General features: G+C 41.3%; 20 protein-coding genes and 1 other RNA gene. 15 read left to right on the top strand and 6 right to left on the bottom strand.

Annotated features, from left to right (window positions below):
- Window positions 1-7: 7 nt before the first annotated feature.
- The 3 genes from MHH54_RS09665 (at window position 8) to odhB (ending at window position 6,254) form a co-directional block, all read left to right on the top strand.
- On the top strand, window positions 8-1,924 hold the full coding sequence (locus tag MHH54_RS09665; protein WP_106028804.1) for a VWA domain-containing protein: 1,917 nt from the start codon (window positions 8-10) through the stop codon (window positions 1,922-1,924).
- A 224-nt stretch (window positions 1,925-2,148) separates the two neighbouring features.
- The gene (sucA, locus tag MHH54_RS09660) at window positions 2,149-4,983 is read left to right on the top strand and encodes a 2-oxoglutarate dehydrogenase E1 component (RefSeq protein ID WP_003215743.1); all 2,835 of its coding nucleotides are present in this window, start codon (window positions 2,149-2,151) and stop codon (window positions 4,981-4,983) included.
- Between the two features lie 14 nt (window positions 4,984-4,997).
- The gene (gene odhB, locus MHH54_RS09655) at window positions 4,998-6,254 is read left to right on the top strand and encodes a 2-oxoglutarate dehydrogenase complex dihydrolipoyllysine-residue succinyltransferase (protein ID WP_003215695.1); all 1,257 of its coding nucleotides are present in this window, start codon (window positions 4,998-5,000) and stop codon (window positions 6,252-6,254) included.
- Between the two features lie 34 nt (window positions 6,255-6,288).
- Here the strand turns inward: odhB and MHH54_RS09650 are convergent, their stop codons facing one another.
- The 4 genes from MHH54_RS09650 to MHH54_RS09635 all read right to left on the bottom strand — a co-directional run bounded on the left by MHH54_RS09650 (window position 6,289) and on the right by MHH54_RS09635 (window position 11,661).
- Window positions 6,289-7,239 (bottom strand): bile acid:sodium symporter family protein, encoded by a 951-nt coding sequence (locus tag MHH54_RS09650; RefSeq protein WP_342500236.1) that lies wholly within the window; start codon window positions 7,237-7,239, stop codon window positions 6,289-6,291.
- Between the two features lie 146 nt (window positions 7,240-7,385).
- Window positions 7,386-8,207 (bottom strand): superoxide dismutase, encoded by an 822-nt coding sequence (locus MHH54_RS09645; RefSeq protein ID WP_322000499.1) that lies wholly within the window; start codon window positions 8,205-8,207, stop codon window positions 7,386-7,388.
- Window positions 8,200-10,074 (bottom strand): prenyltransferase/squalene oxidase repeat-containing protein, encoded by a 1,875-nt coding sequence (locus MHH54_RS09640; RefSeq protein WP_342500235.1) that lies wholly within the window; start codon window positions 10,072-10,074, stop codon window positions 8,200-8,202. Before MHH54_RS09640 ends, MHH54_RS09645 begins: the two co-directional genes overlap by 8 nt.
- A 102-nt stretch (window positions 10,075-10,176) precedes the next feature.
- Window positions 10,177-11,661 carry an aldehyde dehydrogenase family protein gene (locus tag MHH54_RS09635; protein ID WP_003215950.1) on the bottom strand — a complete coding sequence of 495 codons (1,485 nt, stop codon included), beginning with the start codon at window positions 11,659-11,661 and terminating at the stop codon, window positions 10,177-10,179.
- A gap of 213 nt (window positions 11,662-11,874) precedes the next feature.
- Between MHH54_RS09635 and MHH54_RS09630 the strand changes: the two genes are divergently transcribed.
- The 8 genes from MHH54_RS09630 (at window position 11,875) to MHH54_RS09595 (ending at window position 17,753) form a co-directional block, all read left to right on the top strand.
- A complete protein-coding gene (locus tag MHH54_RS09630; RefSeq protein ID WP_003215772.1) occupies window positions 11,875-12,087 on the top strand; it encodes a DUF6501 family protein in 213 nt (70 codons plus the stop codon).
- A 49-nt stretch (window positions 12,088-12,136) separates the two neighbouring features.
- Window positions 12,137-12,274, top strand: a complete 138-nt coding sequence (locus MHH54_RS09625) for a DUF4025 domain-containing protein (RefSeq protein ID WP_223250615.1) — start codon at window positions 12,137-12,139, stop codon at window positions 12,272-12,274.
- 441 nt (window positions 12,275-12,715) lie between these two features.
- Window positions 12,716-13,054, top strand: a complete 339-nt coding sequence (locus tag MHH54_RS09620; protein ID WP_003215537.1) for a PH domain-containing protein — start codon at window positions 12,716-12,718, stop codon at window positions 13,052-13,054.
- 178 nt (window positions 13,055-13,232) lie between these two features.
- Complete coding sequence (locus MHH54_RS09615; protein WP_003216148.1) at window positions 13,233-13,880, top strand: SDR family oxidoreductase; 648 nt, start codon at window positions 13,233-13,235, stop codon at window positions 13,878-13,880.
- 91 nt (window positions 13,881-13,971) lie between these two features.
- Window positions 13,972-14,472 (top strand): TraR/DksA C4-type zinc finger protein, encoded by a 501-nt coding sequence (locus MHH54_RS09610; RefSeq protein WP_342500234.1) that lies wholly within the window; start codon window positions 13,972-13,974, stop codon window positions 14,470-14,472.
- 132 nt (window positions 14,473-14,604) lie between these two features.
- A non-coding RNA gene (gene ssrS / locus MHH54_RS09605) (6S RNA) lies at window positions 14,605-14,790 on the top strand.
- 133 nt (window positions 14,791-14,923) lie between these two features.
- Complete coding sequence (recQ, locus tag MHH54_RS09600; RefSeq protein ID WP_106028810.1) at window positions 14,924-16,705, top strand: DNA helicase RecQ; 1,782 nt, start codon at window positions 14,924-14,926, stop codon at window positions 16,703-16,705.
- 256 nt (window positions 16,706-16,961) lie between these two features.
- Complete coding sequence (locus MHH54_RS09595; RefSeq protein WP_003216022.1) at window positions 16,962-17,753, top strand: 3D domain-containing protein; 792 nt, start codon at window positions 16,962-16,964, stop codon at window positions 17,751-17,753.
- Between the two features lie 152 nt (window positions 17,754-17,905).
- Here the strand turns inward: MHH54_RS09595 and MHH54_RS09590 are convergent, their stop codons facing one another.
- Window positions 17,906-18,418 (bottom strand): hypothetical protein, encoded by a 513-nt coding sequence (locus tag MHH54_RS09590; RefSeq protein WP_050782689.1) that lies wholly within the window; start codon window positions 18,416-18,418, stop codon window positions 17,906-17,908.
- Between the two features lie 198 nt (window positions 18,419-18,616).
- Here MHH54_RS09590 and MHH54_RS09585 point away from each other — a divergent pair, with 198 nt between their 5' ends.
- The 4 genes from MHH54_RS09585 to prpB all read left to right on the top strand — a co-directional run bounded on the left by MHH54_RS09585 (window position 18,617) and on the right by prpB (window position 22,838).
- Complete coding sequence (locus MHH54_RS09585; protein WP_003215636.1) at window positions 18,617-19,156, top strand: DUF420 domain-containing protein; 540 nt, start codon at window positions 18,617-18,619, stop codon at window positions 19,154-19,156.
- A 168-nt stretch (window positions 19,157-19,324) separates the two neighbouring features.
- Window positions 19,325-20,467: a citrate synthase gene (mmgD, locus tag MHH54_RS09580; protein ID WP_342500233.1), complete on the top strand. Its 1,143-nt coding sequence runs from the start codon at window positions 19,325-19,327 to the stop codon at window positions 20,465-20,467.
- A gap of 2 nt (window positions 20,468-20,469) precedes the next feature.
- Window positions 20,470-21,906 carry a bifunctional 2-methylcitrate dehydratase/aconitate hydratase gene (locus MHH54_RS09575; RefSeq protein ID WP_050943930.1) on the top strand — a complete coding sequence of 479 codons (1,437 nt, stop codon included), beginning with the start codon at window positions 20,470-20,472 and terminating at the stop codon, window positions 21,904-21,906.
- A gap of 14 nt (window positions 21,907-21,920) precedes the next feature.
- A complete protein-coding gene (prpB, locus tag MHH54_RS09570) occupies window positions 21,921-22,838 on the top strand; it encodes a methylisocitrate lyase (RefSeq protein WP_342500232.1) in 918 nt (305 codons plus the stop codon).
- A gap of 234 nt (window positions 22,839-23,072) precedes the next feature.
- On the opposite strand, the gene MHH54_RS09565 is transcribed toward prpB, so the two are convergent.
- Entirely contained in the window at window positions 23,073-23,735 is a 663-nt protein-coding gene (locus tag MHH54_RS09565) for a lysozyme family protein (RefSeq protein ID WP_003215897.1), read from the bottom strand.
- Window positions 23,736-23,792 lie beyond the last annotated feature (57 nt).

The following is a 23,792-nucleotide window of genomic DNA, read 5'->3' as shown; positions in this document are numbered from 1 at the left end:
CTGAGTTTTGAAATTCATCAAATTTAATGACAGCAGAATCGATTCATTTTTATTTATGGAATTAACGGATTTAGCCAAAACGTTAGCAAAAAGTGATGATGTCGAGCTTGAATACGGAGTGCAGTCCTACTATGATCCTTTTGAAAAGAAAATTTTCATCAGCCATTTTTGGGATGACCGTAAACAGGAAGACATGACAGCCGGACTGAAAAGTGATGTATTCCTCCGTGCAGTAGGAACCGTTTATAGTGATCTGACTGTCTTTCAGGATATCATTCGGTATGCTCATACATTGTCCATTCCTGACCTGTGTAAACAATTGTTTATGCTCTTTGAAGATATCCGGATTGAAGAGCGGATTAAACGTGACCGCCCAGGAACAAAAAAGGTATTTAAACGAAGAAGAGAGCTATACCGGCGTCATTTTAAGACGCAATTAACGATTAACCAAGAGCGGAGCATTTTAACGGATGCACTCTATTGTGCAATGTATGTGAAGCTGACAGCGGATTCACCGCTAGAAGAAATTCCGCCTCTTCACGAGCGGATCAACCCAATGATTCCATTTATTGAATCAAGTCTTGAGCGTGTATATGAAGCGCGTTCAACCGGAGATATCGCAGTCATCGTCAAAGAATTAATGGAAGGCTTTGATGAGCTTCTTGATAAAGATATGCTGAATACGTACTTTTTCTTCCCGGAATTGGACTATGAAAAAGCGGCAAAAGAACCGCTGTTTCATGACTTAAAAAGAAAACCTAAATTAAGCGAGGACATCAAAGTCGACCGGGAAAAAGAGGGCGATGAAGACATCCACCAAGAGTATATGGAAGTGTGGCATCGAGAAACAGAAGCGCCGTCAAAAAGCTTCCTTCAATTTGATTTAGAGCACGGCGGGAAAAGTGATCTCGGGAAGGATGCAGCAAGAGAAGGCGATGACGGAGATCAAGCACTTGGCACTGTCCAAGGCTCTGCCAAGCAGACTCACCGAAAAGATTATTCAAAGCTTGAGGCGCTGGAAGAGGCTGAAGGCGAGGAAAGCGGAGCGGATGCTCATGAGAATGGAAAAGAGAACAAATATGCGTTTCCAGTCATGATTTCACCAGATCCTCCCGCGCCAGAACAAATCGATGTATACAAGCAGCACGCCAAGGAGATTGAGCCGTATCAGAAACGGTTAAAACAGATGATTCAAAAAACGCTCGAACATAAAAAAACATGGCCAAAAACGGATCTTCATGCAGGACGTCTGAGTAAAAAGCTCATTCGTTATTTTACAGAGTCGAATCCGCGTCTTTTCTATAAAAAACAGGCACCTTCTTCGGAGATTGATGCTGTTTTCACTTTATTAGTGGATTGTTCTGCTAGCATGTTTGACAAGATGGACGAGACGAAAAAAGGCATTGTTCTATTCCATGAAGCCTTAAAGTCCGTTCAAGTCCCACATCAAATTGTGGGGTTTTGGGAAGATACAAACGATGCATCAGAAACAAGTCAGCCGAACTATTTCAACACAGTCGTGTCGTTCAAAGATTCTTTATTTGATGCAGGTCCTTCCATTATGTCTCTTGAGCCAGAAGAGGATAACCGGGATGGCTATGCGATTCGCCAAATGACAAAAATGATATTAAAACGAAGAGAAGAGCAAAAGTTTCTCATTGTTTTTTCTGATGGAGAGCCAGCTGCATTCAGCTACGAACAAAATGGGATTGTCGATACACATGAAGCAGTTCTTGAGGCGAGGAAAAAAGGCATTGAAGTAATCAATGTGTTTTTATCCAATTCACCGATCGAAGAAGCACAGATGAAAACCATTCAAGATATGTATGGCAAGTTCAGCATTTTTGTACCAGATGTCGATACATTGCCAGATGTTTTATATCCGTTACTGAAGAAATTACTGCATAAAAGCATTGGGGCATAAGGTTTTGCCCCTTTCTTCAAAATATTTTTCGGAATGATTTAAATTTTTTGTTTTTCTGTGAATTTTTTATCTTTAATTGAACAAAGAATGTAGAAAGTAATCCGAAACAGTGGTAGAATATTATTGGAAGCGTTTTATTACATAAATTTGGTCATTGTGTTCTGGAAGTTATATCGAGATAGTGTTCAATCACTTGATGATCAAAGTTGGGGGTAGTGTTCAAAATGTTTCAAAATGATGTGAAACAACCGTTGAGTTGGGAAGAATTTCATGGTCCGAACCTCGGCTATGTGCTCGAGCTCTACGATCAGTATGTCCAGGATCCTACTAGTGTTGATGAAGATCTAAGAGGCATATTTGATGAACTTGGTGCACCACCGAGTGAAATGAAGGAGGAAATTGGGAAAAAAGAAAATAGCGTAGTTACTTCTGAACAAATCCAAAAGATAGCATCAGTCGTTAAACTGGCAGAAGACATCAGAACGTATGGCCATTTAAATGCTTCCGTCAATCCTCTTCGCAAAGAAAAGGAATTACAAGAGCTGTTTCCTTTAAAGGAATACGGTTTAACAGAAGAAGACGTCAAGAATATTCCAATATCTATTATTAGTCCTGACGCACCAAAACACATTTCAAACGGCATAGAAGCCATTAACCATTTGAGAAATACGTATAAGCGTACCATTTCATTTGAGTTTGATCACGTACACGATTTCGAAGAACGGAACTGGCTCTCAAAATCAATCGAGTCTGGTGAACTATTTAAGAAAAAACCAGCCGATAAACTAGTTTCTGTATTCAAGAGATTAACAGAAGTTGAGCAGTTCGAACAGTTTCTTCATAAAACATTTGTTGGGCAAAAGCGCTTCTCAATAGAAGGATTAGACGCACTTGTCCCAGTACTTGATGAAATTATTTCAGAGTCTGTTACACAAGGGACTTCAAATATTAACATTGGAATGGCACACAGAGGCCGTTTAAATGTATTAGCACATGTGTTAGGAAAACCATATGAGATTATTTTCTCAGAATTCCAGCATGCGCCAAATAAAGAGCTTGTTCCATCAGAAGGCTCTATTGGCATCAGCTACGGGTGGACAGGTGATGTAAAGTACCATCTTGGAGCAGATCGTCAAATTAAAGACGAAGATACAAAGAGTGCGAGAGTCACGCTTGCTAATAACCCAAGTCACTTGGAATTCATTGATCCAATCATTGAAGGAAGCACACGTGCTGCTCAGGAATTACGTACTCAAAAGGGCTATCCAGTACAAGACGTTGAAAAGGCATTAGCCATCTTAATTCATGGTGATGCGGCATTTCCTGGGGAAGGAATTGTGGCAGAAACATTAAATTTAAGTCAACTTGTAGGCTATCAAGTGGGCGGAACAATCCATATCATTGCAAACAATATGATCGGATTTACGACGGAAAGCAATGAATCTCGTTCAACGAAATATGCAAGTGACCTTGCAAAAGGGTTTGAGATTCCAATTGTTCACGTCAATGCAGATGATCCAGAAGCATGTTTAGCGGCTGTTCAATTAGCTGTAGAATACCGCAAACGCTTTAAGAAGGATTTCTTAATTGACTTGATCGGTTACCGCAGATACGGTCATAACGAAATGGATGAGCCTTCTACGACTCAGCCGATGCTGTACGATGCAGTCAGAAAGCACAAAACGGTCAAGAATATCTTTGCAGATAAACTTGTCACAGAAGGTCTTCTAACGAAAGAGCAGCGTGAAGAAATCGAGCAGGCTGTAGCGACGAGAATAGAAGAGGCCTATCAAAAGGTGCCTTCAAAGAAAGAGCATACGATTCAAGAAATTGAACTGCCAGAACCAGTATCAAATGGCTTCCCAGCAGTGGATACATCCGTAGAGTTTGATGTATTACGAAAGCTGAATGAAGAATTGATCAGCTGGCCGGACGATTTCCAAGTATTTGGTAAGCTTAAACGGATCCTTGAAAAACGTGCAAAAGTGTTTACAGATGACCGTAAAGTAGAATGGTCACTTGGGGAAGCACTTGCATTTGCATCTATATTAAAAGACGGTACGCCAATTCGAATGACCGGACAGGATTCAGAGCGAGGTACTTTTGCTCAAAGAAACCTTGTTCTTCACGACAGTCAAACTGGAGATGAATTTATTGCTCTTCATGAGCTGAGTGATGCAAACGCATCATTTACTGTTCATAATAGTCCACTGTCAGAGGGCTCAGTCATCGGGTTTGAATATGGTTATAATGTCTATTCTCCTGAAACGTTAGTCATTTGGGAGGCTCAATTTGGAGACTTCGCAAATGCGGCTCAAGTGTATTTCGATCAATTTATTTCAGCTGGACGCGCAAAATGGGGACAAAAATCAGGTCTAGTGATGCTCTTGCCTCATGGATATGAAGGACAAGGTCCTGAGCATTCAAGTGGAAGAACAGAGCGATTCCTGCAATCAGCTGCTGAGAATAACTGGACAGTGGCGAACCTCACAAGTGCAGCGCAATACTTCCACATTCTTAGAAGACAGGCGAAAATGCTGCTTCGTGAAGAGATTCGTCCGCTTGTCATCATGACACCGAAGAGTCTGCTTCGTAACCCGAACACATTGTCTGAAGTCCAGGAATTAACGGATGGACAGTTCCAACCAGTTCTTGAACAACCAGGCCTTGTGCATGATCACGAAAAAGTATCGCGACTCGTGCTATCTAGCGGGAAGGTATCAATCGATATTAGTGATCGTTTTACTCAAATGGAAGAGCCGAAAGATTGGCTTCACATTGCGAGAGTCGAACAACTATATCCATTCCCAGCCAAAGATATTAAAGCGATTTTATCAAAACTAACAAACTTAGAAGAAATCGTATGGGCGCAAGAAGAACCACAAAATATGGGGGCTTGGGGATACATTGAGCCATATTTACGTGAAATTGCGTCTGAAAAAGTAAAAGTACGTTACATCGGCCGAAGAAGACGTTCAAGTACGGCTGAGGGTGATCCAACTGTGCATAAAAAAGAACAAGAACGAATTGTATCTGATAGCTTGACTCGCAAAAACTAAGGGGGAAATGAAAAATGGCGGAAATTAAAGTACCTGAATTAGCGGAATCGATCTCGGAAGGAACGATAGCTCAATGGCTAAAGCAGCCGGGCGATTATGTGGAGCAGGGAGAATACCTGTTAGAACTTGAAACAGATAAAGTCAATGTCGAACTGACAGCAGAAGAATCTGGTGTACTGAAAGAAGTGCTGAAGGATTCTGGTGACACTGTACAAGTTGGAGAAGTCATCGGAACAATTGCAGCGGGTGAAGCTGGCGGAAGCGAGTCCGCAGCTCCAGCACCTGAGCAAGAGTCTGCACCAGCTTCGAAAGAAGAACCGGCAGCTGCTCAAAAAGAAGAAGCAGTGAAAGAAGAGCCGAAATCTGGTAATGGCAGAACCATCGCTTCTCCTGCAGCTAGAAAACTAGCGAGAGAGAAGGGACTAGACTTATCTGAAATTCCAACCGTAGATCCGCTGGGCAGGGTACGAAAGCAGGATGTCGCTTCTTATCAAAAAAATGAAGCACCTGCAAGTGCACCAAAAGCCGCGCCAAAAGCAAATGCTGCGGTGCAAAATGAACAACCAGGAAAGCCAATTGAACGTGAGAGAATGTCGCGCCGCAGACAAACGATTGCAAAACGTTTAGTTGAGGTTCAGCAAACGGCTGCAATGCTGACGACATTTAATGAAGTAGATATGACGGCTGTGATGGACTTAAGAAAACGCCGTAAAGATGCCTTCCTTGAACAAAATGATGTAAAGCTTGGCTTCATGTCTTTCTTCACAAAAGCAGTTGTAGCAGCACTGAAGAAATATCCGCTGCTTAACGCAGAAATTCAAGGTGATGAGCTCGTCTTGAAGAAATTTTATGACATCGGCATCGCTGTTGCTGCTAACGAAGGACTTGTCGTACCGGTTGTCCGTGATGCAGACAGATTGTCGTTTGCAGGGATTGAAAAGGAAATTGGTCATCTTGCGAAAAAAGCACGAGATAATAAATTGTCTCTAAATGAGCTGCAAGGTGGATCATTCACGATCACAAACGGCGGAACATTTGGTTCACTGCTTTCGACACCAATTTTAAACAGCCCTCAAGTTGGAATTTTAGGGATGCACAAAATTCAGCTTCGACCTGTGGCAATTGATGAAGAACGTTTTGAGAACCGACCGATGATGTATTTAGCTCTTTCTTACGACCACCGGATTGTCGATGGTAAAGAAGCAGTTGGATTCCTTGTCACGATTAAAAACTTACTTGAAGATCCAGAGCAGCTATTGCTTGAAGGATAATCTTCAATTTGAAAAGCTAGCACCCATTAAGGTGCTAGCTTTTTTTCTTTTTATTTTCAGCATTTCCTCTCTTTGACCAATACGTCGCAAGCCAGGAACCAGATAAATTATGCCACACACTAAAAATGGCACTTGGTACGGCTGCAAGTGGCGAGAAGTGTGCTGTCGCTAGAGCTGCACCAAGTCCAGAGTTTTGCATGCCTACTTCAATCGAGATGGCTCTTCGAGAAGGGATATCCATTTTGCACCACTTTGCAATAAGGTAACCAAATAAAAGACCAAGTCCATTATGTAAGATCACAACGGCCAATATTAGCAGCCCAGATTGAAGAATCTGCTCTTTATTTGCACTGACAACCGCTGCAATGATCACTACAATTCCGGCGACAGACACAAGCGGTAGTGCTTGAACCGCATAGGTTACTTGTTTTTTGAAAAACAATTTAACGATAACGCCTAAGATAATTGGGATCAACACAACTTGTACAATTGACAAAAATAGCGCTTCTGGCGATACAGGTAGCCATGATCTTGCAAAGAGTAAAATAAAGACAGGTGTTAAAAATGGAGCAAGAAGGGTCGATATGGTGGTGACGGCTACAGATAATGCCGTATTTCCTTTCGCCAAAAAGGTCATCACATTGGATGCTGTACCGCCTGGGCAGCAGCCCACAAGAATAACGCCTACTGCAATTTCAGAAGGAAGCTGTAATCCGTAAGCTAATAGAAAGGCGATAAGCGGCATGAGTGTGTACTGCGCCAGAACCCCAATCAGCACATAGAGAGGTTTTCGAAACAGCTCTTTAAAATCTTCAGCAGACAGGGTAAGCCCCATCCCAAACATAATAATACCGAGTAAAAAAGGAATATAAGGTCCAATCTTAGAAAATTCGGCAGGAAAGGCAAATCCAAGACACGCAAATAAAATGACCCAAATTGCAAAGGTTCTTCCTGCAAAGTGACTAATGGTTAATAAAATCTTCATTCATTGCTTCAACTCTCTTTCTATACATATCTTTTCTATTTTAAATGAATTTTCTGAAAAAACAACCCATTCTTTTAGTGCTGATAATAATATTATGTAAACTATAAATACTCCATATAAGCAAATGCCTACATGGAGTAGCGTTTTTAAAAAGGGGTCCATTTCACTTGCTGAGCTTGCTTAAGGCGTGCTTCTGGCTCACGCCAGTCAACGATATTCCACCAGCGATCTACATATGTCGCTTTTTCATTCAGATATTGCAGATAGTAGGCGTGCTCCCATACGTCAAGAGCTAGAAGAGGGATCACATCCCATTGTGATAAAAATTGATGGCGTTCTGCTTGTAAAATCTCTAATCGCTGAGATCTTGGTGCCCATACGAGAATGGCCCATCCAACACCTTCAACTTGTTTGGCTGCAGCTGAAAATTGGGATTTGAATGCATCATAGCTTTCAAACGATTGTTCAATAAGACGAAGCATTTGACCAGTGGGCTTTCGTTTGCCTGAAGGACTCATAGAAAACCAAAAAATGCAATGTAAATAGTGTCCCGCACCATTGAAGGCTAGCTCCCGTTCCCAATGCTTGATCATTTTAAAATCATTGGTTCTTCTTGCTCTTTTTAAGGCAAGCTCAGCTTGGTTCAGACCATCAACATATGATTGATGATGCTTCTGGTGATGCAAATACATCACCTCTTTTGAAATAAACGGTTCTAGTGCATCATACCGGTAAGGGAGAGGGGGTAATTGATGGCCGCCAACTGCCACATCTCGCATTGCATCTTGTGGAATTATATCCTCTGCAATACTTTCAGCCAATTCGTACCACTCTTCTTCACTGGAATGTTCATCATTCATGATGAACGATAAATGTTCTGCTTTCTGACGGGTGTTGTCATCTTGAACTGCACCTTGAATGGAGCTAAGCCAATCTTTAAGCTGCATGCGATATTCTTCCTTATTCATTTTTACGCCTCATTTCTTCTAAAAATGTGGAACAAGCCATCATTGGAAAGACAAATGGATAGCTATGATAGGTGATGTAAAATTGCTTTGGAAGACCAATACCTACTGGATAGTGCAAGGCTTCACTCGAGTGCTGATGTTGAATCAAAAATGAGATGGCTTTTAAAATCACTTTGTCATCTGGCTGCACATATTGTAAAAGTGCCTCAGCAGCCCAAGCCGTTTGAACCACTGTCCCAAATGGAAGCGGGACGTACCTTTTAACCTCTGCACTTTTACACGATTCTCCGAAGCTGCCATCTTCTAATTGAATTGTTTTTAAAAATCGACATGCTTTTTGAACAGCAGAATGCGATGAGGAGATGCCAGCAGTCTTTAGTCCTGTTAACGCAGCCCAAGTACCATAAATATAGCAAACGCCCCATCTTCCGAACCATGATCCGTTTTTCTCTTGATGATCAAGCAGCCATTTCACACAATGATCTTTTTGCCTTTGCATGAGTGGTGACATGCTATTCTCTTCAAGAGCAATAAGATGGAGCACACGACCTGTAATATCAGGCGTAGAAGGATCAATGGCCGCATCCTCAGCAGATTCGAGCGGGAGATGACGAAGCAAGAAGTGATTTTGATTTTTTTCAAAAGCTGAAAAGCCGCCATCCCGGTTTTGCATGGAAAGAAGCCAATCAAATCCTCGTTTCCACTGAACGGGAGCGTATGTTTGAGGAACGGCTTTTAACACAATTTGCGTATCATCGCAATCTGGGTTATTTGTGTTTAAATCTGAAAAACCAAAGCCTCCCGGAGCCGCATGCCGGTTATGGATCGCCCAATCTGCTTTCTTCATTTGCTGCCGGTTCAGTAAGTACGTAAAAGACTTTTTGATCACTGGATCATCTTGTGTTCTGCCTGCCTGCTGAGAAGCATAACTGACAAGCGCTGTATCCCAAACATTGGATGTAGAATTTTCAGCATATTTCCTGCCCCCACAGTCAGTGACTAGCTGTTTCATCCCTTTAACTGCTTTTAAAATGAGATGATGTCCCGGAGAGTATCCAAGACTCATGAGTGCATAGACCATAAAAATACTGGCACTTAAATAGCTGTACAGCGTGCCATCTTTTTCAAGGCGGTCAAACATATAGCGCTTCGCTGCCTCATACCCGAAAAAGTCGAGCCGGCTGTCGAGTGCTGTATACGACCGCATGTACGCTAGAAAGTGGTGAGTGGAACGTTCTTCTCTTGCCATAAACCAGTCAAAAGGATTTTTAGACATGTTTGCATCAAGATGTGCTAAGCTTGGAAACTGTTCATGAGAGGTATATCGTTTGTTGAGTGCAATCATCATTGGGACAAAATGAATTCTTGCATATGCACTAAGATGATAGAAGTGAAGCGGGAAATATGTAGGGATGAGTAAAAATGAAAGTGGTGCATAGAAGTATGGCCAAGGGTGCATGCCATTGACGGCAAGCATCCACTTTGTCATAAAATGAACGTCCTTCAAACCGCCATTTGATCGAATAAAATGTGCTGCTTTTTCCATATGCGGCTCATCTTGTTGATACCTGCCTGACACGAGCATCCCGCAGTAGCCTTGCACAGTCGCGGTTACATGTCCCGCCTGATCATGATACAAAGAAAAAGAACCATCCTCATTTTGCTTTTCACGTATAGCTTCTGCCAATTGATGAACGAGTGCCTGATCCGAATCACCGACCGCCTTTAACAGCATAATCAAAAAAGCATTTGTCATCATTGGCCCTTCAAAGCAGAAGACAAAAGCGCCATCTTCTCGTTGTCTGCGCTGCAGTTGCATGTGCAATTCATCAATATATTCGTTTACTTTTGTTTTAAAATCTTGCATATTCGGCCATGCTCCTTTCCTTTATTACTATATTCAGGAGCCTGCCTGTCACATGCAATCACAAAAAAGCCGATGACATGGTCACCGGCTTTATAGGCGTCATTAGTCTTGGAGATTAATCCACACACTTTTGACTTCTGTATAGTTGTTAAGAGCGTATGATCCCATTTCTCTGCCAAGACCTGATTGCTTGTATCCTCCAAACGGGGAGGCAGCATCAAAGACGTTATAGCAGTTGACCCAAATCGTGCCTGCTTCAAGACGTGCAGCAATGTCATGGGCATGCTTTAAGTTTTCTGTCCAAAGTCCTGCGGCTAAACCATAGTCAGACTGGTTGGCTCTTTCGACCACTTCATCAATGGAATCGTAAGGAATCGCAGATAGGACAGGTCCAAAGATTTCTTCTTTTGCGATGGTCATGTCATCTTCTACATCTTTAAAAACAGTAGGGGAGACAAAATAACCAGCCTCATAAGGGCAATCGCCACCGACAACGGCTGTTGCACCTTCTGATTTACCTTTTTCAATATAGCCTAACACGCGCTCGTGCTGTTCTTTACTTACGAGAGGTCCGATTTGCGTATCTTGATGAAGACCGGCTCCTTGTTTGAGGGATGTCGCATATTCAGCCATTTGATCGACAACCTCATCATATTGGCTCCGGTGAACAAAGACCCTAGAACCTGCACAGCATACCTGACCTTGGTTAAACATGACCCCATTTAAAGCACCTGGAATGGCTTTCTTTAAATCGGCATCTGGCAAAATAATATTTGGTGATTTTCCGCCAAGTTCTAATGTGACCCTCTTAATGGATTTGGCTGCTTTCTCCATGATGAGTTTCCCAACACTTGTTGACCCCGTGAAGGCAAGCTTATTCACATCAGGGTGATCGGTTAACGCATTCCCGGCTGTTTCACCGAATCCAGGAACGATGTTAATCACACCTTCTGGGAAGCCGGCTTTATCCACTAATTCAGCTAAATAAAGAGCAGAGAGTGGTGTTTGTTCTGCTGGTTTTAACACGATGGTGCAGCCAGTCGCAAGTGCAGCACCCATTTTCCACATGGCCATAAGCAGCGGGAAATTCCAAGGAATGATTTGTCCTACAACGCCAACAGGCTCATGACGGGTATAATTAAAATATCCTTGGCTGACAGGAATGGTTTGTCCGCTTATTTTGGTTGTCCAGCCCGCATAATAGCGCATATGCTCGATTGCGAGAGGGATATCTGCATTGGTTGTTTCATTAATTGGCTTTCCGTTATCTAAAGTTTCGAGCTGAGCGAGCTCTTCTTGGTTTTCTTCCATTAAATCGGCAAGCTTGAACATGAGCCGGGCGCGTTCTGCGGCAGACATGGAGCGCCAAGGACCATGAAAGGCTTTTTTGGCTGCTTTTACTGCCTCATCAATGTCTTTTGCACCTGCTTCATATACATCAATAAGGGTTTCACCTGTGGCTGGGTTAGGAGTTGAAAAGGTTTTGTTATCGTGACTTGTGACAAACTGACCATTAATGTAGAGTTTTTTCGTCCCTTGGAGAAAAGATTCGAGTTTTGAACTAATTTGAAGTGTTGTAGAGCTCATAAATAAACAAACCTCCTTAAAGATATGGGTTGTTCTGCGAGTTCTAGGTGAAAAAGCGGATTTGAAGCAAATGATCTAGTATACGCACATGGATGTAAACGTATACATTCATCATATTACACCACATGTTTGAAAGCAATCCATAACACTCATTGCATTTCATGAAAAATTGGCTAAAATAAATGTATAGATGAAAAAAGGAGTTTTTAAATCATGATCCATCAAAACTGGCAAACGGCTCAAACGTTAAAACAAGTAAAATGTATACATACGAATGCGAAAAAATATATGGTCGACCGTGCACTAACGGTTGGAAGCACATATGAAGTGAAAAATGAAACAGAAGAATTCCTGTTTGTCGTTGATAATACAGGTAAAGTAGGCGGGTATTATAAAGAGTATTTCGAAGACTTTTCTGCTGAATGATTTTGATCATCATCACTCATACTAAGAAAAACAGTAAAGGGTGATGATGATGAAAAAGAAGCAAACAGATGAGCAGAATCAACAAAATGCTTGGCATGATAACGAAGATGCTGATATGGCAATTACGCTTGAGCAGATTTCCGATGTATATGCCGAGGGAACCATTGAAACACCAAAAGACGAATAGTCCAAATTGTTGACAAAGTGCTAAAATGATCTTTATTTTAGCACTTTGTCTTCTTTTTCAGTGTGACATGAAAACCTTTGCAGCCCTAGGAAGGACGAGTACCGGCGCGGAGCGAATTTGACATTCGTGAGCACCGGACTGACAAAGAATGCGAGGGTTTGTCTACACGCTGACAGTGATTTGAAAAAATCACTGTTTTTTTATTGGTCACAATTCAACCATTTTTCTCAAAAAGAACTGAAACTTTTTTCCTGCTTTAACTGTCTAAATAAGTAGAGGAAAGAGCATCGAATCAAAAAGAAAAAGTTAAATGAAATTTAATCTATTCGTAATGGAATAACGATCATTTATAGCGTATTCTATAAGTGAGAACAAAACGTACCCACAGAGCGTGTGGCCGTTTTTTCATAAAGGAATTTGATGGAGGAAGAGGGGGTTTACGTGGGTATTTTTTCTGTCAGTAAACAAAATGATAAGAAATTCGAATCCTTACTAATTGAAGGGGAAAGAATTGAAGCTGTTTACAGACTGCGTCACGACCAAATTTGTTTCACCAATAAACGACTGATCTTTGGCGATAACCGCGTATTTTCTAAGAAGAAAGTTAGGGTCTCCTTGCCATATCGATCAATTGAAAGTTTTGCCATTCAAGAAGCTGGCGTGTTTGATCAGGACACAGGTATGCTGCTTGTCACAAGCTCAAAAGTATTTGAACTCGATTTTTCAAAAGAGACGGATTTGAGTGATGTGCAAGCCATTTTGACAAAACATATTTGCTGATCAACCTTGCGATTACATAGATCACATGCACTTTTCTCATTCTTCGTACTTATTTTAATAGATCGCACATTGCCTGAGCCCTTGCCCATATTTTCTGGGAGGGGCTTTTTTTGTTTAGGTGTTTGAATGATAGCAAAAAAGGATAAAGATGAAACAGATACAGAAAGGAGAATGAACAATGAAAGTATTAGTTGCAGGAGCAAATGGACATACAGGTAGACTCGTCATTCGTTATTTAAAAGAAAAAGGACATGAGCCGCTTGCTCTTATTCGAGATGAAAAACAAGCGGATGCGCTAAAAGAACTTGGTGCAGCGCCTGTCATCGGTGATCTTGAAAAGGATGTGACAGATGCTGTGAAACAAGCAGATGCTGTCATCTTTGCAGCTGGTTCAGGCTCGAAAACAGGTGCAGATAAGACCATTGCAGTGGATCAAGAAGGTGCAAAACGTCTTGTCGACACAGCGAAAAAAGAAAACATTCAGCATTTTGTGATGCTGAGTTCCTTTAATGCCGATGATCCAAACCAGGGAAAAGGGCAAGGAAGTATGGAAATTTATTATGAGGCGAAAAGAAAAGCAGATGAACATCTAAAACAGTCTGGACTTTCCTATACCATTGTCCGTCCAGGTGCCTTGCTGCATGAGGAAAAGACAGGAAAGATTGAAGCTGCGGAGCATATTTCAGATAATCAAAACATTGAGATTTCAAGAGAGGACGTAGCCACTGTACTAGTGGAAAGCTTAACAGAATCCAATGTGAAAAATAAATCCTTTGACTTAATTAAAGGGGATAAACCAGTAGAAGAAGCACTTCGCACCCTGTAAGAGAAGCAAGCTGCTGCCAATAAGGCGGCGGCTTTTTTGATGTTTTCAATTCCCTTGCAGCGGGAAGGTAATAAGAAAGGAGTGATTGACCGTGGGCTTAACGAAAGAACAAAAAGCTGATTTATACGAAAGATTGAATCAATTAAAGGAAGATGTAAAAGAGTCAAAAAAGAAAGAAGAATCTATGCTAAGTGAATCGAGCGAGATTTCAAATGGTGTTGGGAACCATATCGCTGATCATGGGAGCATCTATTTAGACCGCATGACCGAACAAACGCTGGACCAAGTTGATGGCCAGCTTGAAGCTGAAATTGATGCAGCCCTGAAACGAATGGAAGACGGAACATATGGGGTCTGTGAGAAAACAGGGAAAGACATTCCATATGAACGTTTAAAAGCAGTTCCCTATACACGTTATTCAATCGATGCGAAGAAAAATGAAGAAACCACTCAAGACCCAAACGAGTTTGACCGTAATTTCTCAGATCAAATGCGTGATTTAACAAATAGACAAACAATGGATCAGATGCATTCAGATACGTATGAACGATTAGAGGAAGAGCAGGATGTTGACATAGACGAAGAAAAATAGGATAATAAATCGAAGTTACATTTTTTCAGAATAATTTTTTCTTATGTATGCAATGACAAATATCTTGTATACATGAGTATTTCATAGAAAAAAGATCTCTTGAAATTTAATAAACTTTCGTGTAATATAGTTTAAAGGCTGCGATGCGCGTAATGTTAATTAAGTTTTAACCTTTAAGCTGTAATAGGGAGTTTTATATTGAAGCCGGAATGTCATGCCTCCTTAGAGAGGAAGACAGGAACGTTTCTGCAAACACCCACTTTGAGGAGTGGTGGTTTAAAACTTTCTTACTTAGATTACGGCATCCGCAGCTTTTCCTAGGATGATTCAAGCCATTTTCCATTTCGGAAAATGGCTTTTTATTTTGTAAAAAGACGAAATTCGACTGATCGCCTGTAGAGGCAAGAATCTATGTTAAAATGGACAAAACAAATGACGGAGAGGGAATTGAATGTTAGAACAAGCAGAAGCACTCCTGAAACAATATTATGGCTTTGATGCCTTTAGAAAAGGACAGAAACAAGCCATTGAAGCGATTGTAAATAAACAAAAGGATACCGTCTGCATTATGCCGACAGGCGGAGGGAAGTCAGTTTGCTATCAGATCCCTGCGCTAATGATGGAAGGTACAACGATCGTAGTATCTCCGCTTATTTCTTTAATGAAGGATCAGGTTGATGCGTTAAATGAGATGGGCATACGTTCTTCCTTTTTAAACAGCACTCTGTCCGCAGCTGAAATGAATGAAAGGCTGAAAAAATGCGAAAATGGGGAATATGAACTGCTTTATATCACACCTGAACGCTTACAAAATGAACGTTTTTTTCAGCTGTTAGATCGGTTAACGATTCCTTTAATCGCGATTGATGAAGCGCACTGTATATCCGAGTGGGGACATGATTTTAGGCCAAGTTATCGCTTCATTCAAGAATGCTTGAACAAGCTGTCAAAAAGACCGGTGATTGTCGCATTAACAGCTACAGCGACGAAAAAGGTACACCAAGATATATGTGAACAGCTTGGCATAAACGGAGAAGAAACCGTCTTTACTGGGTTTGCTAGAGAAAATTTGTCCTTTCAAGTGATCAAAGGAGAAAACAGTGAACGTTTTATCACACAATATATGAAGAAAAACAGTCTTGAGTCTGGCATTATTTATACAGCCACTCGTAAAGAAGCGGATAACATTTATCATCGACTAAAAAAACAAAAGATCAAAGCTGGCGTTTATCATGGTGGATTGGATGATCATACGAGAGAAGAGCAGCAAAACCTCTTTTTAAATGATGATATCCAGGTGATGGTCGCCACATCAGCATTTGGCATGGGAATCAATAAGTCGAATGTCCGTTTTGTGATCCATCATCAAATTCCAAGGGATATTGAAAGCTACTATCAAGAAGCTGGGCGTGCCGGCAGAGATGGGCTTGAAAGTGAATGCATCTTACTGTTTTCACCTCAAGGTGTAAGAGTGCAGCGCTTTCTCATTGAGCAGTCAATAGAAGATGAGACGCGCTACCAGCATGAGCTGCTTAAATTAAGGCAAATGGTGGATTACTGTCATACTGAGCAATGTCTGCAGCAATTTGTGATGGATTATTTTGATCAAACAGCTAGTTCGCCTTGTGGTAAATGCAGCAACTGCCTTGATGAAAGAGAGCGTGAAGAGGTCACAAGAGAAGCACAGATGGTGTTATCTTGTACAGTGAGAATGAATGAGCGCTTCGGTAAAATGATGATCGCCCAAGTATTGGCAGGCTCTAGAAACAAAAAAGTGCTAGAGCTAGGTTTCGATCGTCTCCCTACATATGCTTTAATGAAACAACATTCGGCTCAGCAAATCAGTGACTTCATTGAATTTTTAATTACAGAAGAGTATTTGCACATGTCTGAAGGAGCTTACCCAACACTGAAGGTGACCCATAAAGGGAAGAAAGTGTTAGTTGGACAAGAGGCTGTGTATAAAAAGCAGGCGATCAAAGCAGAAGCCATTCAAGAAAACGATGCATTATTTGAGCGATTGAGATCGCTAAGAATGAAGCTAGCTAGAGAGCAAGGTGTTCCGCCGTTTGTTGTCTTTTCTGATCAAACATTGAAGGAAATGTCAGCGGTAGAGCCTCAAACAGATGATGAATTACTCCAAATTAAGGGGATTGGCGCTCAAAAAAGAGAGAAATACGGAGATGTTTTTTTAGAAGAAATTCGTTTATTTATAGAAAAAGAGAAAAAATAAAGAGTTTGAAGAAGAAAAATAAATTTTTTTCGCTGCACTTGGACGCGTTTTCATCAGGTCATTTTCGATCCTTGTAAAACCTTGATATGGCGGGGAATCAAGCCGTTTTGTGGTCTGATTTACCAATGGAGAGAGATGTTTCATGTAAAGGAACTGTAATCTAAAACATATCGTTTTGTTATTGAATTGACATTTACATATGTTACGATAGCACTCGTTAGCCGCCATAAAAAGCTAACAAGGGAGGATTTACTTTATGAAGAAGACTATTATGTCCTTGGTTGCTGTTGCAGCAATCTCAACAACAGCATTTGGAGCGCAGCAAGCTTCTGCAAAGGAAATCACTGTACAGAAAGGTGATACACTTTGGGGAATCTCACAAAAAAATGATGTGTCTCTAAAGGACCTAAAGGGTTGGAACAATTTATCTACTGATATGATCTATGTAGGTGATAAATTGACAATCTCTTCAAAAGAGAAAACTCAGGAGCAGTATAAAGTCCAGAAGGGGGACAGCCTCTGGAAAATCGCTCAAAAATTCAATGTGTCAATTAGCGATATTAAGTCTTGGAATAACTTAAACTCAGATATAATTATGGTTGGTTCAACACTAAGTGTTGCTGGCCAAAGCTCGGCTCCGGTAAGCTCAGAACCTGTTCAAAAACAGGAACCTGTCCAAAAAGAGCAAACAACGAAAAAAGCTGCTCCTAAAAAGGAAACAGCTAAAGCAGAATCATCTTCTGCTAGTCAGAGTGTACAAAAAGAAATGACTGTTACAGCTACGGCTTATACAGCAAATGATGGTGGCATCTCAGGTATTACTGCAACAGGGGTAAACTTAAACAAAAACCCAAATGCAAAAGTCATTGCAGTAGATCCTAATGTCATTCCATTAGGAAGTAAGGTTTATGTTGAAGGCTACGGTGAAGCCATCGCAGCAGATACTGGCGGCGCAATTAAAGGTAACAAAATTGATGTACATGTACCAAGCAAATCCCAAGCGAAAAATTGGGGCGTAAAATCAGTCAAAGTAAAAGTACTTAACTAGTAAATAATTGTTTTTTGGAAGAAAGCATCAGGTGGCGGCCTGATGCTTTTATTGTACCCTTTTTTTGGTCAAAAATACACATATTTTTCAGAAAAATTTGCATTTTCGACAAAAAGTAGCGCATATCTTATGATACACGCTGGTTTTTGTCGTTAGCTGTCCACCCAATAAATTTCTCCGCTTTGTTCTTTCCAATTGATCTGGACATCAAATTGATGCTTTTCATAAAAATGAATTAAGCGATCTACGTGATCCCAGTCTCTTTTGACGAGGTCGCCAGTAATCACGGGTATGTTCTGCTCTCTTGCGATTTCTTTTAAATGCTTCATGCAGATGGAGCCGTATCCATTATCTGGCGGGCCTTTAATATCGGCAATATGAATCTTTCCTTCTTCAGGATATTCCGCAATTAAGGAAAAATCAGATTGTCCGCGAAAAGCTTTTTCACAATCGCTGAGCATAATTTTACATGTATCTGCACTTTCAATGGCAGAGACGATCAGCCACTCATCTTCTTTCGCTTGATCGATGCCAATGATTTTTGCTTTTTTCGAAATATCTTTCATATTTTCTTGCATTCGATACATTTGGAACTGCAATTGCTGTAATTCTTGCTCTAACGTCTTCACATCGTTGGCTGTTTCCTGTAAGATTGACAAGTCCATTACTCCTTTCCTATCAGAAATGATCAAAATCACATAAATTCCAATTTTAAAGGAAGTGGATGGATCTTTCAAGCCGTTAGAACGCCTGCAACCTGCAAGTTTGTCTAAAATTCGACGAAGACAGCGAATTCATTGACTTTATAGAGAAATTTAAATAACATACTCTTAGTCGGAACTAATAAAGAGAGGTTTTCAAACATGAACGAACAGAATCAAAAACCGAAAAATTTTACTGGTATTGTGATCATTTTAACAATTGCCATCAACGGATTAATCGCTTTATTATTTTTAATGCCAAAATCAGATAAATTTAGCCATCTGGATATTACATTTTTGCCGTTACTTAATGCCGTGATGAACAGCTTTACGTTTATCTTTTTACTTTCAGCACTCATCATGATTAAACAAAAGAACATTAAAGCGCACAGACGATTTATCTTTGCTGCATTTTCAACGACACTTGTCTTTTTAATTTCGTATGTGACCTATCACTCAATGGCAGCTGATACCCATTTCGGAGGAGAAGGGATTATCCGTCCAATTTATTTCTTTATTTTAATCACACATATCGTCTTATCAGCAGTCATTGTACCGCTTGCCCTGATTACGCTGTTTAGAGGCGCACAGATGCAAGTCGAGCGTCACCGTAAAATTGCTCGCTGGACCATGCCGCTGTGGCTTTATGTCAGTCTCACTGGCGTCATTGTGTATATGATGATTTCTCCATACTACAGCTAACGTATGTCCAACTGGACATACGTTCTTTTATTTACAAGATGCAGTGCTTTGGATAAAATGGGAATTGGGTATCCGACTTGCACGGTATCTTCCCATCTATAGACTCACATCATTTCTGGCCGTTTGCTCGTTTGGAGAACAACAATTGAACGAAACGGGGGTTATATGATGACTGAACAACTGCAGTATAAACCGGGGCTTGAAGACATTGTGGCAAGCGAAACGTCTATCTCATACTTAGATGTGCAGCAAGAAGAGATTGTAATTCGCGGGTATGACCTCATCGAGTTGGCACAAAAAAAGACCTATTTAGAAACAGCCTATCTGCTTATTTATGGAAGATTACCAGATGCGATGGAATATCACCAGTTTCAGCAAGACATTTCCTCACAAACCAACTTACATCCAACCATTCAAACCATTTTAACAAAACTGCCAAAAACCACACATCCGATGGATGCCATGAGAACGTGCATATCTGCTCTTAGTGGGTACGATGATGCGTTACAAGATCGATCAGAAGCATGCCAGCAAAAGCGTGCTGTGCGATTACTCGGCCAGCTGCCGGCCATTGTCGCTGGAAGCTATCATATTCTCACAAAAGACGCCGCTATTTCTCCAGATCAGACCGAATCCTACACTGAAACCTTTTTAACCATGCTAACCGGACGCACGCCAACCCAAGACGAAATCACCGCTTTTGACCAAACACTCACATTATATAGTGAACATGAGCTGCCTAATTCAACGTTTGCCGCTAGAGTTATCGCATCCACACATTCTGACATGTATGGTGCTTTTACTGGAGCAATTTCTTCATTAAAAGGTGACTTGCACGGAGGAGCAAATGAAGCTGTCATGCATATGCTTCTCGAAGGGAAAACAACGGAAGGCTTCCTTGCGCTGATTGAGCGAAAATTAGCAGCAAAGGAAAAAATGATGGGCTTTGGCCATAGGGTATACATGAGAAAAATGGACCCAAGAGCCGCTCTTTTAAAACGATCATTGAAAACGCTTACGGAATCAAAGGGAGATACAACGCTTTATGACATGTGTGTAGCAGGAGAGGCATACATGAAAGAGAAGAAAAACCTCTATCCGAACCTTGATTATTACGCCGCACCTATTTATTACGTGCTCGGGATTCCAATTTCACTTTATACACCGATTTTCTTTGCTGCAAGGGCAAGTGGATTAGCTGCTCATGTCATTGAACAGCATTTGCATAATCGCATTTTCAGACCGAGAGTCCGTTATTTAGGGCCAAGAGGATTAAAAGTTTCAGATGATGATGGAAAAATGGGGGAATGAACATGAATAAAACAGCAGTCGCCAATCAAACGGATCAGCTATTAGAAGAAATCGCAGCCTATGCAGTAGACGGGGAAATTACGAGTAAAGAAGCCATTGAAACGGCACGCTATGTGCTTATAGACACACTTGGCTGCGGAATGCTGGCGCTCAATTTTCCTGAATGTACGAAGCATCTTGGACCGATCGTCCCTGGAACCGTTGTACCTAATGGAGCAAGAGTTCCAGGTACTTCCTTTGTGCTAGATCCTGTTCAAGCGGCTTTTGATATAGGCTGTATGATTCGCTGGTTAGATTATAATGACACGTGGCTTGCAGAGGAGTGGGGACATCCGTCAGATAACTTAGGCGGGATATTAGCTGTGAGTGATTACATCAGCAGAACACGGCTTGCAAACGGGGAAGAGCCGCTTTCGATGAATGACGTACTACATGCGATCGTCAAAGCACATGAAATTCAAGGTGTGCTGGCTTTAGAAAATTGTCTGAATCGCAATGGCTTGGATCATGTGCTATTTGTCAAAGTAGCAACAAGTGCTGTTGTATGTGCATTGCTTGGCGGAACAAAGGAAGACGTGCAGCATGTTTTATCACAAGCGTTTGTTGATAATTCACCGCTTAGAACATACCGTCATGCCCCAAACACAGGATCAAGGAAATCATGGGCAGCGGGTGATGCAACAAGCCGCGGGGTGAGACTCGCAATGATGACACTCAAAGGGGAAATGGGCTATCAAACGCCGCTTAGTGCAGAGAAGTGGGGCTTTGAAGATGTTCTGATGAAAGGGAAATCTCTCACACTCGCTCAGCCGCTAGGATCGTACGTCATCGAAAATGTGCTTTTCAAAATTGCTTATCCTGCTGAGTTTCACGCCCAAACGGCTGCAGAGGCTGCTATGATCCTGCATGACGCTGTAAAAGGTCGATTAGATGACATTGACCGGGTAGAGATTACAACACATGAATCAGCGATTCGGATTATCGATAAGAAGGGACCGCTGTATAATCCAGCAGACCGCGATCATTGCTTGCAATATATTACTGCGATTGGATTGATCTATGGTGAGCTCACAGCTGACCATTATGAAGAAGAAACGGCGCAAAATCCGGTCATTGATCGTCTCCGGGATCAAATGGTCGTCAAAGAAGATAAACAATATACAGCGGATTATTTAGATCCGAAAAAGAGATCCATTGCAAACAGTGTGCAGATCTTCTTTAAAGACGGGACGATGACAGACCGAATCGAAATTGAATATCCACTTGGTCATCGCAGAAGAAGGCAGGAAGGCATTCCTCTGCTTGAAAAGAAATGGCTCTATCATTTGAAGACGAGATTTCCACAAAAACAAGTGGATCAAATTGTGTCACTCTGTCAAAATCCAAATCAATTAAAAACAACAACCGTACCAGCATTTATGGACTTATTCGTCATATAAGGGAGGGAATTAGTGTGTGGATCGTGAATGATGAATCAAGTCAAGTAGATTTAGCCGCAGCCTTTCAAGAACAAATGCACAAATCAGCTTTATTTCAAATTCCAGGCGTTCACGATGGAATGTCTGCGCTCTATGCAAAAAAAATGGGCTTCCAAGGGCTCTATTTATCCGGAGCCGCCTTTTGTGCCAGCAAAGGATTGCCTGATCTCGGCATGATCCATTCAACGGAAATGGCTGAAAAAGCGAAGGAAATTATTCGAGCTTCTCAGCTGCCGCTTTTGGTCGATATGGACACTGGCTATGGCGGTGTATTGAATGCTGCAAGGGCGGCAAAGGAAATGGTAGAAAGTAAGGTGGCAGCTGTTCAAATTGAAGATCAGCAAATGCCTAAAAAATGCGGACATTTAAACGGAAAATCGCTCGTTCCAGTAGAAGAGATGATCGCGAAAATCAAAGCCATCAAACAAGTGGCACCAACGCTTTTGGTGATTGCGAGAACCGATGCAAGGTCCGTAAATGGGATGGAGGATGTCATCCGCAGGGCCAATCTTTACGTAGAAGCAGGAGCTGACGCTATTTTTCCTGAGGCACTCATCACAGCAGAGGACTTCACGCATGCGTCAAACAATATTAAAGGACCGCTCCTTGCAAATATGACGGAGTTTGGCAAGACGCCTTATTATCATGCAGACGAATTTTCTGTATTTGGCTTTCAAATGGTCATTTACCCTGTGTCATCACTCAGAGTCGCTGCAAAAGCGTATGAGCGTTTATTTACAGAAATCATGGAGAAGGGGACGCAGCAAGGAATGCTAAAGGACATGCAAACGAGACAAGAGCTGTATGAAACGATTCATTATGATGAATATGAGGAAATGGATCAGCATTTAGCGAAAACGATCCTGCCGGAAATCGGAAAAGAACAGCGATAAAATGAAAAGCACTTCCATTTAGGAAGTGCTTCAGCATGTAGACAAACCCTCGCATTCGTTGTCAGGTCTGCGCTCCGGTGCTCACGAATGTCAAATTCGCTCCACTCCGGTACTCGTCCTTCCTAGACTTCAAAGGTTTTCATGTCACGCTGAAAAGAAGACAAAGTGCTAAAATAAGCATCATTTTAGCACTTTGTCAACAATCTAAGCACTTCCATTTAGGAAGTGCTTTTTTTACGATGATGGTGAGGATGACGAAGCCAATTTCATCTTTTCTTCAACTGTTTTCGTTTTTTCTTTTACTTTTTCAGCATAAGTGAAGTCACCGAAGCAATATGGGTAGCGGAAGTTATCTTTGTTGCCTCCGCACGTATAGACTTCTGGGTTTCGTTTCACTTGCTTTTTAGAGTATTGTTTTGCCAATTTCTCGGAATGTTTTCCCCCGTTTTTTGCAACAAAATCAATATAGCCAATTCCCATATTATAGCTTTGGATAATGGTTTCCAAATCAACGCCTTTTTTCTTCCCATGCTTGTACATAGTAGAAAAATGATGGACTCCTTGTCTAATGCTTTTCTGAGGGTCATTGATTTCATTTCGTTTCAAACCAAGAGATTCAGAGGACTGCATTGGATCTCCGCCTCTGCCTTTTGATTCTTGATACATCATACCGAGGATTAACGCGGTATATTGATCTAAATCTTGATCTCTTAACTCTGTTTCTACAAGCGGTTTGAAATCATCCAATCTCGACAAAACAATTGATTCCGTATCAATCGGCAGCTTTTTTAACTCCTTTTGATTAAAGGACATGACAATGGCTGCTAATACGAAAACAAACAGAAAAATCGTGAAGCAGCCTGAAATGGCAAAACATCCTGTTTTTTTCTTTTTCAAGGTCAGTTCACCCCTGTTTTGCCCCGCTTTTAAAAGGGAAGTACAGCCTTTTTATTA

Origin of the sequence: Bacillus sp. FSL K6-4563, from assembly GCF_038630405.1 — a bacterium.
GTDB lineage: Bacteria > Bacillota > Bacilli > Bacillales > Bacillaceae > Bacillus > Bacillus pumilus.
The sequence above is the reverse complement of the archived record's forward strand: the minus strand, read 5'-3'. Positions and strand labels throughout refer to the sequence as shown.

Coding starts and splice junctions, on each gene's coding strand:
- sucA (WP_003215743.1), top strand. CDS start 2,149: ATGTTTCAAAATGATGTGAAACAACCGTTGAGTTGGGAAGAATTTCAT.
- odhB (WP_003215695.1), top strand. CDS start 4,998: ATGGCGGAAATTAAAGTACCTGAATTAGCGGAATCGATCTCGGAAGGA.
- MHH54_RS09650 (WP_342500236.1), bottom strand. CDS start 7,239: ATGAAGATTTTATTAACCATTAGTCACTTTGCAGGAAGAACCTTTGCA.
- MHH54_RS09645 (WP_322000499.1), bottom strand. CDS start 8,207: ATGAATAAGGAAGAATATCGCATGCAGCTTAAAGATTGGCTTAGCTCC.
- MHH54_RS09640 (WP_342500235.1), bottom strand. CDS start 10,074: ATGCAAGATTTTAAAACAAAAGTAAACGAATATATTGATGAATTGCAC.
- MHH54_RS09635 (WP_003215950.1), bottom strand. CDS start 11,661: ATGAGCTCTACAACACTTCAAATTAGTTCAAAACTCGAATCTTTTCTC.
- MHH54_RS09630 (WP_003215772.1), top strand. CDS start 11,875: ATGATCCATCAAAACTGGCAAACGGCTCAAACGTTAAAACAAGTAAAA.
- MHH54_RS09625 (WP_223250615.1), top strand. CDS start 12,137: ATGAAAAAGAAGCAAACAGATGAGCAGAATCAACAAAATGCTTGGCAT.
- MHH54_RS09615 (WP_003216148.1), top strand. CDS start 13,233: ATGAAAGTATTAGTTGCAGGAGCAAATGGACATACAGGTAGACTCGTC.
- recQ (WP_106028810.1), top strand. CDS start 14,924: ATGTTAGAACAAGCAGAAGCACTCCTGAAACAATATTATGGCTTTGAT.
- MHH54_RS09595 (WP_003216022.1), top strand. CDS start 16,962: ATGAAGAAGACTATTATGTCCTTGGTTGCTGTTGCAGCAATCTCAACA.
- MHH54_RS09590 (WP_050782689.1), bottom strand. CDS start 18,418: ATGGACTTGTCAATCTTACAGGAAACAGCCAACGATGTGAAGACGTTA.
- MHH54_RS09585 (WP_003215636.1), top strand. CDS start 18,617: ATGAACGAACAGAATCAAAAACCGAAAAATTTTACTGGTATTGTGATC.
- mmgD (WP_342500233.1), top strand. CDS start 19,325: ATGACTGAACAACTGCAGTATAAACCGGGGCTTGAAGACATTGTGGCA.
- MHH54_RS09575 (WP_050943930.1), top strand. CDS start 20,470: ATGAATAAAACAGCAGTCGCCAATCAAACGGATCAGCTATTAGAAGAA.